This window comes from Azospirillum sp. HJ39, from assembly GCF_041507355.1.
In the GTDB taxonomy this organism is placed as follows: Bacteria; Pseudomonadota; Alphaproteobacteria; order Azospirillales; family Azospirillaceae; genus Azospirillum; species Azospirillum thiophilum.
This window is the reverse complement of sequence record NZ_CP167913.1, coordinates 64,868-81,920: the sequence shown is the minus strand read 5'-3', so window position 1 is coordinate 81,920 and position 17,053 is coordinate 64,868. Positions and strand designations below refer to the sequence as shown.

Sequence of the window (17,053 nt, the reverse complement as noted above, 5' to 3'; positions counted from 1 at the left end):
ACCCGCCGGCAGCCACCCGGTCCTTGACCGATGCCGCCCGCATGAGAGCTTCCGGACGCCGAGTCTCCAGTCACCCGTAAAAATTGTCAAGTGAGCCTTGGCGCAGACATCGCCGTGTCGGCGCGGCCCGAACTCCGCCGGTCCCGCCCCCCCGCATCGCCTGGATGCCGCCATCCTATCCGAAACGCCTATTACTGGATGTGAAGACGGTCGGATTGCGCAATCATTGTGCGCAACGGTATGTTCCACGGACCTGACATAGGATCGCATGTGAATGGCCATAGGCCCGACGACGCATACCCCGCCGGACCCGCGGCCCCCCAAGCTGTCGTCGCGGTCGCTCCGGATGCGGAGCTGGCTGATCCTGCTGGTGACGGCCGTGGCGGTGCCCCTCGTCCTCTTCTCCGCCGCCCTGCTGGTCTGGAACGCCAACACCCAGGCCGGGCAGACGGAACGGCAGGTGCGCGACCGGGCACGCCAGCTGGCCGAGGATGTGGACCGCGAGGTCGCCCGGCTCATCGCGGCAGCCGAGGTCCTGGCGACCTCCGAGAGCCTGGCGAAGGACGATTTCGCCTCCTTCCACCAGCGGGCCGTCGAGGTGCGCGACCGTCTCGGCACCAACGTCGTCCTGCGCGACCTGGAGAACCGGCAGCTCGTCAACAGCCGGGTCCCCTGGGGAACGGCCCTGCCGGTGAACAGCGGCTTCGAGGCCGACCGGCTGGCGGTCGAGACGCGGACGTCGCAGGTCTCCGGCCTGATCGTCGGCGGCGTGACGCGGGCACCGCTGCTGATCGTGGTCACGCCGGTGATCCGCGGCGGGGATGTCCGTTTCCTCCTGAGCCTGACCATATCCCCGGAACGGCTTCAGGCCATCGTCTCCCCCGACCGCATTCCCGCCGGTTGGCGGGCCGGTGTGATCGACCAGGACGGCACCGTCATCGCCCGGTCGCATCTTGCCGGGCAGTTCGTCGGCAAACGGCTCCCCGACACGCTGTGGAGCGGGATGCGCGAGGTGCGCGACGGAATCCACCGGGCGATCAACCTGGAGGATGTGGCCGCGTTCCAGGCCTTCAGCCGGTCCCGGACCTCCGGCTGGGTGGCCGCCACCAGCGTTCCCCAGGCACTGATGGCCGAGCCAGCGCGGCAGACGCTCCTGCTCTTCACCGGCGGCGGACTCGTCCTCTTCCTGATCGGCATCGGTGCCGCCGTCATCCTCGGACGCCGCCTGACCCGCCCGGTCGCGCAACTCGCCGAAGCGGCGGAGGCGCTGGGAGCGGGCCGCCTGCCCGCGGCCGATGCCGGGGGCGTCGTCGAGATCGACGCGGCCGGCGGCGCGATCCGGGACGCGGCTGGCCTCATCCTGCGGCGCGAAGCGGCATTGGCCGAAAGCGAGGCGCGCTACCGGGCCATCGTGCAGACCGCGGTGGATGCCATGGTGGTCTTCGACGAGGCGGGCGTCATCCACTCCTTCAACCCGGCGGCCGAACGCATCTTCGGCCATTGGGAAGAGGAGGCGGCCGGGCAGGCCGTGACGATGCTGATACCCAAGCCGTATCTCGCCGCCTTCGACAGCTGCCTTGCGGCCTGCCGTCAGGCCGGCGAATGGCGGACCGTCGGCGCCGGCTGCGAACTGGCCGGGCTGCGCAAGGACGGCTCGACCTTCCCGATCGAACTGGCGCTTGCCGGGTGGAGGTCCGGCGGGCGCCGCCTCTTCACCGGCCTGATGCGCGACATCACCGAACGCAAGCGCGGCGAGGATGCCCTGCGCGCGTCGAAAGCCGAGGCCGACCGGGCCAACATCGCCAAGTCAAAGTTCCTCGCCGCCGCCAGCCACGATCTGCGCCAGCCCGTCCAGGCCATGATGCTGTTCCAGGCGGCGCTCGAGGGGCGCCTCGACGGGCATCCGGCGTCGCCGCTGCTTGAATCCATGGGCGAGGCGATGGGCGGGCTGCGGATGCTGCTCGACAGCCTGCTCGACGTGTCGAGGCTCGATGCCGGACTGATCGTCCCCCAGCCGACGGACATGGCGGTCGGGCCGCATCTCGAGCGGCTCGGCGCCGAATACCATCTCCAGGCCGCGGCCAAGGGGCTGCGCCTGCGCATCGTCCACAGCGAAGCCACGGTCCGCAGCGACCCGGCCCTGCTGGAGCGCATCCTGCGCAACTTCGTCGAGAACGCGCTGCGCTATACCGAGCGGGGCGGCGTGCTGATCGGGTGCCGGCGGCAGGGCGGGCGATTGCGCATCGAGGTGGTCGACACCGGCATCGGCATCGAAGCCGGCAAGCACGAGGAGATCTTCGAGGAGTTCTTCCAGCTCGGCAATCCGGAACGCGACCGCGGCAAGGGGCTGGGGCTCGGTCTGGCCGTGGTGCGGCGCGTCGCCCGGCTGCTCGGTCATGACATCGCCATCCGCTCGGTGCCGGGACGGGGCTCCGCCTTCTGCGTCGAGGTGCCGATGGCGGTCAGCCGAATGCCGGTTTCCGGACGGCCGGACCCTCATGCTCCCGCCGGCACTCCGCCCGGCCTGATCCTGATCATCGACGACGAGCCCCTGATCCGCATGGGCCTGCAGGCGATGCTGGAGGGCTGGGGGTACCGGGTGCTGACGGCCGGCTCCGTCGAAGACGCCGTCCGCCATGTCGAAAGCGGGGAATGGCCGAACGCGATCCTGGCCGACTACCGCCTGCGCGGCGGAGAAACCGGACTGGATGCGATCCGGGCGGTGTACGAACGCCTCGACGCGCCGGTGCCCGCGACCGTCATCACCGGCGACACCGCGCCGGAGCGGCTGATCGAGGTCCGGGAGGGCGGCCACGCGCTGCTCCACAAGCCGATCGCCGCGCATGAGCTGCGCAACGCGGTCGCGGAGATGCTGGAGGCGGCTGACTGACGTTCAGCCGCCCAGCCTTCAGCCGCCCAGGCCCGCCAGCACCTTGCCGATGATCGGCTGCCCCAGGACGGCGCCGAGCGCGAAGCCGACCGCCAGCCCGGCGAGCCCGGCGATCAGCGCGCGGGCCGGCCGTGGCTTGGCGCCTGCCGCCGCCGGGCGGGAGCCGGTGCCGCCATAGCTCTCCTCGCCCTCGTCGGCGGTGGCGGCGGTGCCCCGGCTGCTGTAGGACGCGTCGGTTGCCTCGTGCCAGGAGCGGATGCGGTCCAGCGCGGGCTTCAGCTGCGCGTCGGTGGGCGCGGCGCCGCGGCCGTGCAGGATTTCCCAGGCCAGCGCGACGAAGCGGGCGGTGGTCCTGCCCTCCGGGCTGAAGATCGCCGCGGGCATCCGGCGGTAGGTTGCCTTCACCACGTCGACGTCATAGGGGAAGGCGGTGCGGAACATCAGGTCCGGATATTCGGCGCGCAGCTGGGTGAGCGATTCCCGCCCGACCTCGTCGTTGGTGATCGACAGCATCAGGATGCCGGCGAGCGACAGGCTGGGATTCAGCCCGTTCTGGATATGCTCCACCACCGACAGGGTGCGTTTCAGCCCGTCCAGCGCGTAGCGGCCGGGGAACACCGGCACGACCAGCCGGTCGGAGGCGGCCAGCGCGCCGGCAGCCAGATGGCCGAGTGCCGGCGGGCAGTCGATGACGACGAAGTCCGGCGGGTTGTGCGAGAAATGCAGCGCCTTGCGCAGGCCGCGCTGCGATCCGCCGCGGGAATCCAGCGCATGTTCCAGCGAATAGAGCTTGCGCGCGCCGACGATCATCGACAGCCCGTCGAAGGCGGTCGGGGAGATGGCGTCCTCGACGAAGGTCTCCTGGCGCAGCAGGTCGTTGATGCCGACCTTCGCCTTGTCGCGCAGCAGGAAATTGCTGGTGGCGCTGCTCTGCGGATCGAAATCGATCAGAACGACGCTCTTGCCCATGGCGGCCAGCGCCAGCGCGAGATTCACCGAGGTGGTCGTCTTGCCGACGCCACCCTTCTGATTGTACACCGACAGGATCGTCGGTTGCCGTGTATCCGGCGTGTCGAAGACGTCTTCGTGGCTGTGCATGTCCGTTCCGCTTCGCCGTTCTGCGGCAACCCCCCACCCCGGAACGGAGGATTCCTGCCCCGGAGCGAGAGCGCACTATAAGCATCGGGTCGGCCGGTGTCTCCACAGACATTCGCCCTGGGGCGCTGCACCGCAGCACAGGCCGCGACCCAGGGTCGTGGATCAGGCGCGCGGATCAGGCGCACGGATCAGGCGCACGGATCAGGTCTTGGGTCTGCGCCGGCCCCATGCGAGGCAGAGGACGGCGCAGCCCTGCACGACGGCGGCCAGCAGGAACAGGGCCGCGCCGGTTTCCGGCGCCGGGCCGGGATCGTGGCGCAGCAGGCCGAAGAGCGCCGGGGCGAAGGCATAGGTCGCCTGTCCGACCGCGACGGCCATCGGAACCGCCCGCGCCACGTCTTCCCGGACGAACTCCGCCTGGGCGATCAAGGGCGGCAGGGAGGTGGCGTTGCCGATGCCGAACCCGAACACCAGGATCCCCGCCACCCAGGCCCACGGCCCGCCATCGGCGGAGAGCAGCACCAGCGAGCCGGCCGCCTGGACCGCATAGCTGGCGCAGGCGACGAGGCGACGGTCGGTCGCGGGGCCGATCGTGCGGCCGGCGACGCTGCGTCCCGCCACCGCCGCCGCTGTCGCGCCGCCCAGCGCCAGGCCGGCCACCGCTTCGCCGACGGCCGGGGCCAGCAGCGAGAACAGATGGGCGAGCAGGCCGATCTGCGCGAACAGCCCGAGTGCCATGGCGGCGGCGAGGGTGACGAAGCGGCGGCTGCGCCACAGGCTCCCGCCGGGGAGCGGCCGGACATCCGCCTGGCCGGGCGGGCCGGCCGGGGCGTGCGACGGGTCGTCGCCGGCGCCGTCGGGGCGCTGGCCGAGGCCTTCGGGCGTCCGGGCGAACACCAGCAGCGCCAGCAGCGAGACCACCGCCACCATGACGCCGCCGACGGCGACCGCCGCCGTGAGGAAACCGACGGTGGAGATCAGGACCGTCCACAGCGGCGAGAAGACCACCCCGCCGATGCTGGCGCCGTTGTAGGCCATGCCCAGGGCCGAGGGCCGGGTGCGGACGAACCAGGGCGAGACGATGGCATTGACGGCGGCGGCCCCCATCGTCACCCATCCCGCCCCGCTGGCCAGCGCCGCCGCGAAGAGCTGCCCGGGCGTGGCGGCACCGGCCCAGCCGGCGACCCCGCAGGCGAGGACCAGCGCGCCGAGCATGGTCACGCGGGGAACGCCGAACGACCGGTACATCCGGGGAAGAGTGGCGATCACCAGGGCGCCGAACAGGAAATGCACGGTCACCGCCGTCGAAACCAGCGTGACCGGCCAGCCGGTCCGGGCGACAACGGCGTGGAGGTAGATCGACGGTCCGTAGAAGCCGACGCCCCAGCCGAACGCCGCCATGACGAAGGTCGCGGCGACGACGGTCGGGCCGAAGAAGGGGCGTGTGCCTGGAACTGCTGTCGCGGGGCCGGTCATCGGGGAGGGTCTCCATCGTGGAAAGACCCGGTTATCGGCCCGCGCGGCGTCGCGATGGTACGGCCGGGACCGAAGGATCGTCCGGCCGCGTTCGGCTATGCTGTCGCGGAAAGGGAGGGCGAGGCATGGTCACAGCCAACAGGATCGCCGAAGTGGCCGCCGCGGTCGGGGAGCCGGCGCGGGCGGCCATGCTGTCGGCATTGATGGACGGGCGCGCCCTGACGGCGGCGGAGCTGGCGCGGGTGGCGGCGATCACCCCGCAGACCGCGAGCGGCCATCTGGCGAGGCTGGTCGACGCCGGTCTGGTGGCGGTCGAACGGCAGGGGCGCCACCGGTATCACCGGCTCGCCAACCGGGACGTGGCGCTGATGATCGAGGGGATGATGCAGGTCGCCGGCAGCGGGGGCGGCAATGGCGGCGGTGGCGGCCCGGCCCGGCGGCTGAGGGTCGGCCCGGCCGACCAGTCGTTGCGGCTGGCGCGGACCTGTTACGACCATCTCGCCGGCCGGGTGGCGGTCGAGATCGCGGATGCCCTGGTCGCCATGGGCGCCGTCGAGATCGAGCAGGATGCCGGCATCGTGACCCCGGCCGGGCTGGCGCTGATGGAGAGGATCGGCATCGCTCTTCCCGACCCGTCCGGCCGGGCAGGGAAGGGGCGGGCGGGCTGCCGCCCATGTCTGGACTGGAGCGAGCGCCGGCCCCACCTCGCCGGCCGCCTGGGGGCGGCGCTGTGCGCCCACGCGTTCGAGCGGGGCTGGATTCGCCGGATCGAGGGATCGCGTGCGGTGACGGTCACGGTGACGGGGCGAGCGGCGTTTCATGATGCGTTCGGCATCAGGATCGCCGGCCGGTTGCGGGAAGAGCAATGAAAAGCCGGTGAAAAGCCGGTGGAGGCACCCCGTTTTTGCGGGATCGTCTATGCGACCGATAGCGGCCGTCCAGCCATCATGATGCGAATGAACATAACGAAGTAATCCACTCTTTATCGCAAAACCGACAACATCACCCATGGAATGGTTGTTTTTATCATGGTCCGTCATAGAATAAGAAGATCCTGAGAGATCGTCGAAATCTCCAAGCATCCGAAACAAACATCGGCAGAAATATCTGCTGAAATTCTTTAAAAAACATCGCGATGCTGCCTGATTGCAAAGGCGGGATTTAAGGGGTGTTGTCTGGGAGGATGTTTCCATGGACGCAACGCCATCCGGCTTTCCGCATAGCGGAGGCAGACGGAAGGGTATGTACTCGGTGTTGTCCGGCACCGGCCGCGTCCGGCCCTGCCTTGCGATACTGACCGTCCTCGCGGTTCCGGTCCGGCTGGACGACCAGTCCCTGCGGTTGGACAGCCGCGGTCCTGGCAAGGGGGCGGGGTGCTGCGTGGTGCTGGTTGAAAACACGGACCCCACGCTGGATTCCTGGCTCGGCGTGCATGAGAAGCCGGCCCCCGCCGCCGGGCCGGCCGTTGCGCCCGCCAGCCCGTCGACCAGTCCACCGGCAGCCCCGCCTGTGACGGCGGCCCGGAAGGCCGGCGGGGCGGAGGAGATGGACTGGCGGCTCATGCCGTTCCTCGCCGCGCAGGCATCCGGCGGCGGGGCGGGGCAGCCCGCTCTGCTGTCCATTGCCGTCGCCCCGCCCTATGGGCAACCGAACGCGCAACACGAGGCGATTACCTATGTGCTGATTTCCAACCTTCCACCCGGGGCCACCCTCTCGCATGGCAAGGAGGTCGGCGACGGCGTCTGGCAGGTTCCGCTGGAGGGTCTGTCCGGCCTCACCATGACCATGCCGCCCGAGGTCGCGGAACCCGTGACCCTGCACCTCGCCGCAGTGACCGATCATGGTGGCGGCGTGATCGCCAGACAGGTCAAGGAACTGACGGTTCCGGTCGGCGAAGGCAGCGCCGGCACCCTGGCCGCTGCTCCAATGGCCGCCGCTCCAATGGCCGCCGCTCCAATGGCCGTTGCGCCGTCCAACCCTGGCGAGGAGCCGCCGCCTGCGCAGGGGGGCTCGTCGCACGGGGAAGAGGCCATCGCCCTGCCGGGCGGAAGCAGGCCGGCGGACGGCGATCCGGCAGGACGCGGGACTGACGGCGTGGCGGCGGAGTCCGGAAGCTCGTCGCCGTCGCCTCCGCGACAGCCGGAGACGGTTGCCGCCGATCCCGGTCCGGCATCCACGCCAGCGCCCGCCGCCGAACCGGAGCCCCCGGAGCCAGCGGCCTCCAGGGCCGCGGTCGCGGCCCCGGACCCGACACCGGCACCGGTCGCGGAACCAACGCCGCCGCCGTCGCCCCCCGCCTCCACGGTCACGGTCGCGACGCTTCCGGCCCTGGCCGCTCCGCCATCGCCTCCGCCACCGATCCGGCAGCAGCGCGAGGAGGTCGTGCAGCGCCCGGGCAGGCTCCCCGCCGCCATTCCCGAGGCGACATTGATGAAGCGGGGGGACGATCTGTTCGCCCAAGGCGATCTGGCGGGAGCCCGGCTCTATTACGAGAGGGCCGGGGCGGCGGGCAGCGCGAAGGCGGCCTTCGCCCTGGGCAGGACGCACGATCCGCTGGTTCACGAGCAGCTGCGGGTGCGGGGGCTGTCTTCCGATCCCGCGCAGGCGGCCGCGTGGTACCGCCGGGCAATCGCCAACGGCAGCGCCGACGCCGAACAGAACCTGCAGAAATTGACTGTCTGGCTTGCCGGCAGGTCCAGGTAGCGGACAGGCCCGGAGCCACGGAGGGAGCCATCATGGGGACAGTGATCGTCCGCGTTCTGCTTCTCGGATTGTGCCTCGTCGCGGGCGGGTTTCCGGCATCGGCCGCCGATCCGCGCGGCGTCAGCGCCAACAGCGGGACCGTCGGCATCGTGTCGGGCGGGGTCGAGGGGACCTATGTGCGCATCGCCAGCGACCTGGCGTCGGTCCTGGACGACGGCGACAGGCTGCGCGTCCTGCCGATGCTGGGCAAGGGGTCGGTGCAGAACCTCAAGGACATCGTCCTGCTCAAGGGCATCGATGTCGGCATCGTGCAATCCGACGTGCTCGCCTATGCCAAGCGCGAGAAGCTGCTGCCCAACATCGGCCAGCGCATCAAATACATCACCAAGCTGTATAACGAGGAACTGCACATCCTGGCCGGCCCCGACGTGGCGCGCATCGAGGATCTCGCCGGACGCAAGGTCAACGTCGATGTGCAGGGGAGCGGCACGCAGATGACGGCGTCGCTGATCTTCGGGATGCTCGGCATCACGGTGGACCCACAGGCGAACGACCAGGCCGTGGCGTTGGAAAAGCTGCGCAAGGGGGAGATCGCCGCGATGGCCTATGTCGCCGGCAAGCCGACCCGCCTGTTCCGCGACCTGAAGGGGGACGGGGGCCTGCATTTCCTGTCGATCCCGATGACCGCCGAACTGCTGGAAACCTATCTGCCGTCGAGCCTCACCGCCGCCGACTATGACGGGCTGATCAAGCCCGGCGAGGACGTCGACACGGTCGCGGTCGGCGCGGTCATGGCGGTCTATGGCTGGGAACGGGAGCTGGAGCGGCACCGCAAGGTCGCCCGGTTCGTGGACGCCTTCTTCAGCAGGTTCGACGAGTTCCTGAAGCCGCCGCGGCATCCGAAATGGAAGGAGGTCAACCTGGCGGCGGAGATTCCCGGCTGGACCCGCTTCGAACCTGCCGAACTGTGGCTCCGCCAGGCGGGGGCGGGCAGCGGCCAGCAGTCCCCCGCCGGCAAGAAGGAGGATTTCCGCATGTTCGCGGCGCAACGCGGCATCGAGCCCCGGCAGGCGGAAAAGCTGTTCGAGCAGTTCCTGCTGTGGCAGGCGCGCTCCCAGCCATAGGGAGGCCGGAGGACCGAAACGGGCCGGGGTGAGCCGGCCCTTTCCGTCATCGGTCGCCCGGACGGGGGCGTCAGCCGGCCGCGGCCGTCGAGGAGGCCTGCCACAGGTTGATCTCGGCATCCACCGCATGGATGTCGATCTCGGCCAGCTCCTCCGGGGTGAAGGACAGAGTGTCGAGCGCATCCAGCGAGTTGTCGAGCTGCTCGACGTTCCGCGCGCCGATCAGCGCCGAGGTGACGCGCGGGTCGCGCAACACCCAGGCGATCGCCATCTGGGCCAGCGTCTGGCCGCGCCGCTTGGCGATGGCGTCCAGCGCGCGGACGCGCTCCAGGGTCTCGGGCGACAGGAAATGCGCCCGCAGCGTCCCGCCCTTGGCGGCGCGGGCATCGGCCGGCTGCCCGTTCAGGTACTTGGCCGTCAGCATGCCCTGGGCCAGCGGCGAGAAGGCGATGCAGCCCATGCCGAGATCGTCCAGCGTGTCGAGCAGCCCGCCCTCGACCCAGCGGTTCAGCATGGAGTAGGAGGGCTGGTGGATCAGGCAGGGCGTGCCGAGATCCTTCAGGATCGCGGCGGCGCGGCGCGTCATCTCCGGCGAATAGGAGGAGATGCCGACATACAGCGCCTTGCCCTGGCGGACGATGTGGTCGAGCGCGCCCATCGTCTCCTCCAGCGGGGTGCGGGGATCGACGCGGTGCGAATAGAAGATGTCGACATAGTCCAGCCCCATCCGCTTCAGGCTCTGGTCAAGGCTGGAAACCAGATACTTGCGCGAGCCCCAGTTGCCGTAGGGGCCGGGCCACATCTCGTAGCCGGCCTTGGTCGAGATGACCATCTGGTCGCGGTAGGGGCGGAAGTCGGTGGCGAGGATGCGGCCGAAATTCTCCTCGGCCGAGCCCGGCGGCGGGCCGTAGTTGTTGGCGAGGTCGAAATGGGTGACGCCGCGGTCGAAGGCCCGGCGCAGCACGGCGCGCCCGGTGGCGAACACGTCGGTCCCGCCGAAATTCTGCCACAGCCCCAGCGAGATGGCCGGCAGGTCGAGGCCGCTGCGGCCGCTGCGGCGGTAGCTCATACCCTCGTGGCGGGACGGGTCGGCGAGATAGGGCGGCTGCATGGCGATCTCCCAATGGGTTCTTAGGTGATATATCAGCATAGGGCGCCGGCATGGCGATGCGCAATCCCCGGCGCGATCCGTGGCGGCTGTGTCATCGGCACCCTTTCAAAACCGCCGGTCGACACTCTACGATGCGGCGACGACCGTTTCACTCACCCGGACAGCAGGAGCCGGCTCCCCGGATGGACAGCCTGACCGACGCCCCCGCGCCCGTGCCGCCCGCACCCGACAAAGCCGCGACCGACAAGGCCGCAACTGGCAAAACCGTGCCTCCGGCCAAGGTCACCCGCGACCCGGAGGGCACCCGCGCCCGCATCATGGCCGCCGCGACCGAGGAGTTCGCCCGCCACGGGCTGGGCGGCGCCCGCGTCGACCGCATCGCCGAGCAGGCCGGCACCAACAAGCGGATGCTCTATTACCATGTCGGCAACAAGGAGGAGCTGTATCTGGCCGTCCTGGAGGATGCCTACGCCCACATCCGCGCCACCGAACGCACGCTGAGCCTGGAGACGCTCGACCCGCCCGACGCCATCGCGCGGCTGATCGGCTTCACCTGGCAGTATTTCATCGACCATCCCGAATTCATGGCCCTGCTGAACATCGAGAATTTGCACCGGGCCGACCTGCTGAAGACCTCGGGACAGGTCCAGTCCATGCACTCGCCCTTCGTGCAGATGATCGCCGACGTGCTGGAGCGCGGGGTGGAGCAGGGGCTGTTCCGGGCCGGGGTGGACGCGGTGCAGCTCTACATCTCCATCGCCGGCCTGTCCTATTTCTACCTGTCCAACGTCCACACCCTGTCGGTCATCTTCGGCCGCGACCTGCTGGCCGAACCGGCCAAGGAGGAGCGGCTGGCCCATATGGTGGAGCTGGTGCTTCAGTCGCTGCGGGCCTGAGCCCTGGAGTTTCGTGCGTTTAATTCGTGCGTTTAATATGAAACGCACGAAACTCTAGCCTTATGTCTGGCGATCGGATTCACGCTTCAAATCGATGCCGATTTTACGCGATCCGATCTAGAGGGCCCGGTCGGCGGCGGGTCGGATGGCGGCGGGTCGGCGCACACCTCCCGCACGCAGCCGCGCAGCCAGCGATGCGCCGGATCGGCGTCCAGCCGCGGGTGCCACAGCAGCGAGATGGTGACCTCCGGCAGGACGAGCGGAAGCGGGAAGCTGTGCAGTCCGGCGCGCAGGTTCCCGGTGTAGCGCTCGGGAACGCTGGCGATCAGGTCGGAGGCGCGCGCCAGGGCCAGGGCTTCCGAAAACCCGCCGACCACCGTCACGATCTCCCGCGCCAGCCCGGTCGCGGCCAGCGCCTCGTCGATCGGCCCGCGGTCGAACCCGCGGCGGGAGACGAGGATGTGCCGGCCGGCCGCATAGAGCGCCGGCGTGACCGCGGCCCCGCACAACGGATGTCCCGGCCGGACGACGCCGACGAAGCGGTCGCGGAACAGCGCCTGCGCCCGCAACTCCGGCCCGGTGGCATCGCCGACGACTCCGGTTTCCAGGTCGACGAGGCCGTCGCGCAGTGCCGCGCTGTCGCGCTCCGGCTTCGGCACGAAGCGGAGCTGCACGCCCGGCGCCTGTTCGCCGACGCGCGCGATCAGAGCCGGTCCGAAATTCTCGACGAAGCCCTCCCGGTTCCGCAGCGTGAAGGTCCGCTCCAGCCGTGTCAGGTCGAGCGTCTCCGCCGGCCGCAGCACGGCCGCCACCTCCTGCACGAGCGGGCCGACGCGCCCGCGCAGGTCCAGCGCCCTCGGCGTCGGAACCAGGCCGCGCCCGGCCCGGACCAGCAACGGATCGCCGGTCACCTCCCGCAGCCGCGCCAGCGCGCGGCTCATCGCCGACGGGCTGAGCCGCAGCCGGCGGGCGGCCCGCGCGACGCTGCCTTCGGCGAGCAGCACGTCCAGCGTGATCAGCAGGTTGAAATCGGGGTGCGCCATGGACCGACCATAGCATGAACCGCCCGTCCGGCCATGGCGCCCGGACATGGCGTCAAGCGCACGAATACAGTGCGAACCATGCGCGTTCCGCCATCTCCGGCAAGGGGCTAGCGTTCCCGACCGTTTCGACCGAACCGAAGCCAGCAGGGAACACAGCCCATGACGACATCACCGATTGCCGGGACGAAGACCGGGGCCAGGGCCGAGGGCGCATCGGCGCCTCCAACGCCGATCCTGGGGGCGCTCGCCTGCCTGTCCCTGTGCCTGTTGCTGTCCTCGCTCAGCACCAGCAGCGCCAACATCGCCCTGCCGGCCCTGGCCGCGGCCTTCACCGCCTCGTTCCAGCAGGTTCAGTGGGTCGTCCTCGCCTATCTGCTCGCCATCACCACGCTGATCGTCAGCGTCGGACGGCTGGGCGACATCGTGGGCCGCCGCCGGCTGCTGCTGGGCGGGCTGATCCTGTTCACCGCGGCCTCGGCCCTGTGCGGCGTCGCGCCGTCGCTTCAACTGCTGACCGCCGCCCGGGCGGCGCAGGGGCTGGGGGCCGCCGTCATGATGGCGCTGGCCATGGCGTTCGTCGGCGAGACGGTTCCCAAGCACCGGATCGGCAGCGCCATGGGGCTGCTCGGCACGATGTCGGCGGTCGGCACCGCGCTCGGCCCGTCGCTGGGCGGCGTCCTGGTCGGCGGGTTCGGCTGGCAGGCGATCTTCCTGGTCAACCTCCCCCTGGGCCTGCTGGCCGCCGGTCTCGGCCGCCGCTTCCTGCCGGCCGACCGCGTGGCGCCGAAGGCGGACCGCCCCCGGTTCGACGGTGTCGGCACGCTGCTGCTGGCCGGCACGCTCGCCGCCTATGCCCTGGCCATGACGGCCGGCCACGGCGGTTTCGACCGCGTCACCGTCGTGCTGCTGCTGGCGGCACTCCTCGGCGGTGGCCTCTTCCTGCGCGTCGAGGCGACGGTGGCGTCGCCGCTGATCCGGCCGGCGGCGTTCCGCGACCCGGTGCTGAGCGGCAGCCTCGCCATGAACGCGCTCGTCTCGGCGGTGATGATGGCGACGCTGGTGGTCGGGCCGTTCTACCTCTCCGTCTCGCTCGGGCTGGGCGAGGCCCTGGTCGGGCTGGTCATGTCGGTCGGCCCGATGATCTCCGTGCTGGGCGGCGTCGTCGCCGGCCGCATCGTCGACCGGTTCGGCGCGTCCGCCACGGTCATCGCCGGCCTCGCCGCGATGGCGGCCGGCGCGCTGGCCCTGTCGGTGCTGCCGCCGCTGTCCGGCGTCGCCGGCTACATCGCGGCCATCGCCGTGCTGACGCCGGGCTATCAACTGTTCCAGGCCGCCAACAACACGACCGTCATGCGGGATGTCCCGCCGGACCGGCGCGGCGTCGTCTCCGGCATGCTCAACCTCTCCCGCAACCTGGGGCTCATCACCGGGGCGTCGGCGATGGGCGCGCTGTTCGCGCTGGCGTCGGGAGCGGTCGACATCACCGCGGCGGCGCCCACGGCGATTGCCGCCGGGATGCGGGCCACCTTCGCCGTCGCCGCCGCCCTGATCGTCGCCGCCCTCGCCATCGCCGCCCTCAGCCGCGCCGCCCTTCGCCGCGCCATCGCGACGCGCCCCCCGCTGCCGGGCGATGCGGGGTGAGCGACTGGTTCAAGCAACGAATCATCAGCCGTGACTATTTTCTGTGTTGACGGCATGGGCGGGCCGGACGTACTTTTAACCAGCCGGTTAAAACATCGCGGCCGCCTCTTCGGCCGCCCGAGCCCGCCGGCGGGAGGAGACGCATGGAACGTCGCTCACGCTCGGGCGCAGCGCTGCGCCTGCTCAATTCCGATTGGGTCCGCCCCATCCTGCTGATGGTCATCCTGCTGGTTCTGTGGGATCTGTCGGTCCGGCTGTTCGGCGTGCCCGCCTATCTGGTGCCGAAACCCGGCGACGTCGTGCTGGCGATGATCGACGAATGGCCGCGCCTGCTGGCCGAATCCGTCCCGACCTTCACCGCGACGCTGGGCGGCTTCGCCCTGTCGGTGCTGTTCGGCATCCCCATCGCCATGCTGATCGCCGGCTCGCGCACGGTGGAGGCCTATGTCTACCCGCTGCTGGTCTTCTCGCAGTCGATCCCCAAGGTCGCCATCGCGCCGCTGTTCGTGGTGTGGTTCGGCTTCGGCCTGATGCCGAAGGTGATCGCCGCCTTCCTGCTGGGCTTCTTCCCGGTCGTCGTGTCGGCGGTGCAGGGCTTCAAGTCGGTGGACGGCGAGATGATGGACCTTGCCCGCTCGATGAAGGCCTCGCGCCTCCAGACCTTCCAGATGGTCAGCCTGCCGCATGCCCTGCCGGCGATCTTCGCCGGGCTGAAGGTCTCGATCACGCTGGCGGTGGTGGGCGCGGTGGTCGGCGAGTTCGTCGGCTCCAACTCCGGCATCGGCTTCGTCCTGCAACGCTCCATCGGCAATTTCGAGCTGCCGCTGATGTTCGCGGCCCTGACCGTGCTGGCGCTGATGGGCGTCGTGCTGTTCTGGGCCATCGATGTCCTGGAGCGCTTCGCCATCCCCTGGCACGCCAGCCAGCGCCACAAGGCCGGCCTCGCCAACTGACCCCGTTCGAACTCCAAGAGTTCGCACCTCCAAGCAACCGACAAGAACCCCGACGCCGCATCCGGGCCGACGGGGCGATCCACCACCCATGGGAGGACACCGGTCGTGATGAAGAAAGCCATTGTCGCGGCGCTCTGCGCCTTTGCCGCCTCCACCTTGCCGGCGCAGGCCGCCGACAAGGTGACGCTGATGCTGAACTGGTACGTCTACGGCGAGCACGCGCCCTTCTATTACGGCAAGGACAAGGGGCTCTACGAAGCCGAGGGCATCGACCTGGAAATCCAGGAAGGCCGCGGGTCGGCGGTGACGACGCAGCTGGTCGCCGCCAAGGGCGTGACCTTCGGCTATGTCGACGTGCCGACCATGATCAAGGCGGCGATGAAGGGCGCGCCGGTGACCTCGCCGGGCGTGCTGCTGCAGACCAGCCCGATGTCGGCGATGGGCTTCACCGAGAAGAACATCCGCAAGCCGGAAGACATCAAGAACCGCATCGTCGCCATGACGCCGGGCGACAGCATGTCCCAGATCTGGCCGCTGTTCCTGAAGAAGACCGGCCTGAAGGAGCGTGACTTCGAGGTGGTGTCGGGCGACGGCCAGACCAAGCTGAACGCCGTCATCAACGGCCAGGCCGACCTGCTGCTCGGCTATGTCATGGACCAGAGCATGAAGATCAAGGACGCGACCGGCAAGTCGGTGACGCCGATCCGCTTCGCCGACTACGGCGTCAACATGGTCTCGTCGGGCATCATCGCCAACACCGAGACGCTGAAGAGCAATCCCGACCTCGTCCGCCGCTTCATGGCCGCCACCACCAAGGCGGTGGAGGAGGCGGAGAAGGCGCCGAAGGACGCGGCTGCCGCCATCCTGAAGGCCAACCCGAAGGGCGGCAAGCCCGACACCCTCCAGGAAGGCTTCGAGCTGACCATCCCGCTCTACCGGACCAAGGAAACCGAGAAGATGCGGCCCTTCCAGGTCACCGACGCCAACATGAAGGAGACGCTGGATCTGCTGGTGGAATATGGCGGGCTGGACGCGGCGGCCAAGGAGAACCCGCAGCGCTTCTACACCCGCGAGTTCCTGCCGGCCGATCCGGCCGCCAAGGCAATGAACGCCGCGGCGAAGTGAACCAAGCGTAAAGGACCCACCTTGGACCCCGCACGGAGCGACGAGGAGAGCATGGCACAGCCTCAGTTGAAACTGGTCGGCGAGGCGGAGACGCAGCGCCTGTCCGGCGAGCCGCTGATCCGCATCGACGGCGTGACCAAGACCTACCGCACCCGCGACGGCGAGGTGCCGTCGCTCCGCCCCATCACCTTCGATGTGCGGCCGGGCGAGTTCCTGGTGGTGGTCGGTCCGTCCGGCTGCGGCAAGTCCACCCTGCTGAAGATGCTGGCCGGCCTGCTGCCGGTCAGCAGCGGGAGCATCCGAATCGAAGGCGACACCGTCACCGAGCCGCACGACGACACCGGCATCGTCTTCCAGAGCCCGACGCTGCTGGCCTGGCGCTCGGTGCTGCGCAACATCATGCTGCCGGTGGAAATCCGCCGCCTGCCGCGCGAGCGCTATCTGGAGCGCGCGCACAAGCTGATCGGGATGACCGGGCTGACCGGGTTCGAGAACAAATATCCCTGGCAGCTGTCGGGCGGCATGCAGCAGCGCGCCGCCCTGTGCCGGGCGCTGGTGCACGACCCGAAGATCCTGCTGATGGACGAGCCGTTCGGCGCGCTCGACGCCATGACGCGGGAGCGGATGAATGTCGAGCTGCAGCGCATACAGCACGAAACCGGCAAGACGGTGATCCTGATCACCCACTCGATCCCCGAGGCGGTGTTCCTGGCCGACCGGGTGATGGTGATGTCTGAGCGTCCCGGCACCATCGCCGCCACCTACGAGGTGCCGCTGCCGCGCCCGCGCACGCTGGACGTCATGGGCGACCCGGTGTTCATCCAGCTGACCCAGACCATCCGCAAGCATTTCGCGGCGCAGGGACATCTGGATTAGGCGCGGCCCCCGGTTGCCCCCTCCCTAACCCTCCCCCTCTTCGAGGGAGAGGGGACTGCCGCCGCTCTGCAAATCCACCCTCTCCCGCCGAAGGCGGGGGAGGGAAGGGGCCCATGC

General features: G+C 69.8%; 13 protein-coding genes. 9 read left to right on the top strand and 4 right to left on the bottom strand.

Features of this window, described 5'->3' with window-relative positions; all coding sequences use genetic code 11:
• The first annotated feature begins 274 nt into the window (after nt 1-274).
• Entirely contained in the window at nt 275-2,890 is a 2,616-nt protein-coding gene (locus ABMY26_RS31765) for a PAS domain S-box protein (RefSeq protein WP_372400187.1), read from the top strand.
• 18 nt (nt 2,891-2,908) lie between these two features.
• On the opposite strand, the gene ABMY26_RS31760 is transcribed toward ABMY26_RS31765, so the two are convergent.
• Both ABMY26_RS31760 and ABMY26_RS31755 read right to left on the bottom strand, forming a co-directional pair.
• The gene (locus ABMY26_RS31760; protein ID WP_372400186.1) at nt 2,909-3,988 is read right to left on the bottom strand and encodes a ParA family protein; all 1,080 of its coding nucleotides are present in this window, start codon (nt 3,986-3,988) and stop codon (nt 2,909-2,911) included.
• A 201-nt stretch (nt 3,989-4,189) separates the two neighbouring features.
• Nucleotides 4,190-5,464, bottom strand: a complete 1,275-nt coding sequence (locus ABMY26_RS31755) for an MFS transporter (RefSeq protein WP_372400185.1) — start codon at nt 5,462-5,464, stop codon at nt 4,190-4,192.
• A gap of 125 nt (nt 5,465-5,589) precedes the next feature.
• Between ABMY26_RS31755 and ABMY26_RS31750 the strand changes: the two genes are divergently transcribed.
• From ABMY26_RS31750 to ABMY26_RS31740, 3 genes are all read left to right on the top strand, one after another.
• Nucleotides 5,590-6,333, top strand: coding sequence for an ArsR/SmtB family transcription factor (locus ABMY26_RS31750; protein WP_372400184.1), 744 nt, complete (start codon nt 5,590-5,592; stop codon nt 6,331-6,333).
• 373 nt (nt 6,334-6,706) lie between these two features.
• The gene (locus ABMY26_RS31745; RefSeq protein ID WP_372400183.1) at nt 6,707-8,167 is read left to right on the top strand and encodes a hypothetical protein; all 1,461 of its coding nucleotides are present in this window, start codon (nt 6,707-6,709) and stop codon (nt 8,165-8,167) included.
• 32 nt (nt 8,168-8,199) lie between these two features.
• Nucleotides 8,200-9,291 (top strand): TAXI family TRAP transporter solute-binding subunit, encoded by a 1,092-nt coding sequence (locus ABMY26_RS31740; protein ID WP_372400182.1) that lies wholly within the window; start codon nt 8,200-8,202, stop codon nt 9,289-9,291.
• Nucleotides 9,292-9,361: 70 nt separating this feature from the next.
• Here the strand turns inward: ABMY26_RS31740 and mgrA are convergent, their stop codons facing one another.
• Nucleotides 9,362-10,402: an L-glyceraldehyde 3-phosphate reductase gene (mgrA, locus tag ABMY26_RS31735; RefSeq protein WP_372400181.1), complete on the bottom strand. Its 1,041-nt coding sequence runs from the start codon at nt 10,400-10,402 to the stop codon at nt 9,362-9,364.
• Nucleotides 10,403-10,584: 182 nt separating this feature from the next.
• Here mgrA and ABMY26_RS31730 point away from each other — a divergent pair, with 182 nt between their 5' ends.
• Entirely contained in the window at nt 10,585-11,298 is a 714-nt protein-coding gene (locus ABMY26_RS31730; RefSeq protein ID WP_372400180.1) for a TetR/AcrR family transcriptional regulator, read from the top strand.
• An 86-nt stretch (nt 11,299-11,384) separates the two neighbouring features.
• Here the strand turns inward: ABMY26_RS31730 and ABMY26_RS31725 are convergent, their stop codons facing one another.
• Nucleotides 11,385-12,341, bottom strand: a complete 957-nt coding sequence (locus tag ABMY26_RS31725; protein ID WP_372400179.1) for a LysR family transcriptional regulator — start codon at nt 12,339-12,341, stop codon at nt 11,385-11,387.
• Nucleotides 12,342-12,500: 159 nt separating this feature from the next.
• Between ABMY26_RS31725 and ABMY26_RS31720 the strand changes: the two genes are divergently transcribed.
• The 4 genes from ABMY26_RS31720 to ABMY26_RS31705 all read left to right on the top strand — a co-directional run bounded on the left by ABMY26_RS31720 (nt 12,501) and on the right by ABMY26_RS31705 (nt 16,936).
• Nucleotides 12,501-13,982, top strand: coding sequence for an MFS transporter (locus tag ABMY26_RS31720; RefSeq protein ID WP_372400178.1), 1,482 nt, complete (start codon nt 12,501-12,503; stop codon nt 13,980-13,982).
• Nucleotides 13,983-14,125: 143 nt separating this feature from the next.
• On the top strand, nt 14,126-14,935 hold the full coding sequence (locus ABMY26_RS31715; protein WP_045583768.1) for an ABC transporter permease: 810 nt from the start codon (nt 14,126-14,128) through the stop codon (nt 14,933-14,935).
• A 108-nt stretch (nt 14,936-15,043) separates the two neighbouring features.
• Nucleotides 15,044-16,060 carry an ABC transporter substrate-binding protein gene (locus tag ABMY26_RS31710; protein WP_372400177.1) on the top strand — a complete coding sequence of 339 codons (1,017 nt, stop codon included), beginning with the start codon at nt 15,044-15,046 and terminating at the stop codon, nt 16,058-16,060.
• Between the two features lie 51 nt (nt 16,061-16,111).
• Complete coding sequence (locus tag ABMY26_RS31705; RefSeq protein WP_372400176.1) at nt 16,112-16,936, top strand: ABC transporter ATP-binding protein; 825 nt, start codon at nt 16,112-16,114, stop codon at nt 16,934-16,936.
• The last annotated feature ends 117 nt before the right edge of the window (nt 16,937-17,053 follow it).

What these genes read in the sequence shown, in the direction of transcription:
- ABMY26_RS31720 (WP_372400178.1), top strand. Translation starts at nt 12,501, where the DNA reads ATGACGACATCACCGATTGCCGGGACGAAGACCGGGGCCAGGGCCGAG.
- ABMY26_RS31705 (WP_372400176.1), top strand. Translation starts at nt 16,112, where the DNA reads ATGGCACAGCCTCAGTTGAAACTGGTCGGCGAGGCGGAGACGCAGCGC.
- ABMY26_RS31725 (WP_372400179.1), bottom strand. Translation starts at nt 12,341, where the DNA reads ATGGCGCACCCCGATTTCAACCTGCTGATCACGCTGGACGTGCTGCTC.
- ABMY26_RS31750 (WP_372400184.1), top strand. Translation starts at nt 5,590, where the DNA reads ATGGTCACAGCCAACAGGATCGCCGAAGTGGCCGCCGCGGTCGGGGAG.
- ABMY26_RS31730 (WP_372400180.1), top strand. Translation starts at nt 10,585, where the DNA reads ATGGACAGCCTGACCGACGCCCCCGCGCCCGTGCCGCCCGCACCCGAC.
- ABMY26_RS31755 (WP_372400185.1), bottom strand. Translation starts at nt 5,464, where the DNA reads ATGACCGGCCCCGCGACAGCAGTTCCAGGCACACGCCCCTTCTTCGGC.
- ABMY26_RS31745 (WP_372400183.1), top strand. Translation starts at nt 6,707, where the DNA reads ATGTACTCGGTGTTGTCCGGCACCGGCCGCGTCCGGCCCTGCCTTGCG.
- ABMY26_RS31765 (WP_372400187.1), top strand. Translation starts at nt 275, where the DNA reads ATGGCCATAGGCCCGACGACGCATACCCCGCCGGACCCGCGGCCCCCC.
- mgrA (WP_372400181.1), bottom strand. Translation starts at nt 10,402, where the DNA reads ATGCAGCCGCCCTATCTCGCCGACCCGTCCCGCCACGAGGGTATGAGC.
- ABMY26_RS31710 (WP_372400177.1), top strand. Translation starts at nt 15,044, where the DNA reads ATGAAGAAAGCCATTGTCGCGGCGCTCTGCGCCTTTGCCGCCTCCACC.
- ABMY26_RS31740 (WP_372400182.1), top strand. Translation starts at nt 8,200, where the DNA reads ATGGGGACAGTGATCGTCCGCGTTCTGCTTCTCGGATTGTGCCTCGTC.
- ABMY26_RS31715 (WP_045583768.1), top strand. Translation starts at nt 14,126, where the DNA reads ATGGAACGTCGCTCACGCTCGGGCGCAGCGCTGCGCCTGCTCAATTCC.
- ABMY26_RS31760 (WP_372400186.1), bottom strand. Translation starts at nt 3,988, where the DNA reads ATGCACAGCCACGAAGACGTCTTCGACACGCCGGATACACGGCAACCG.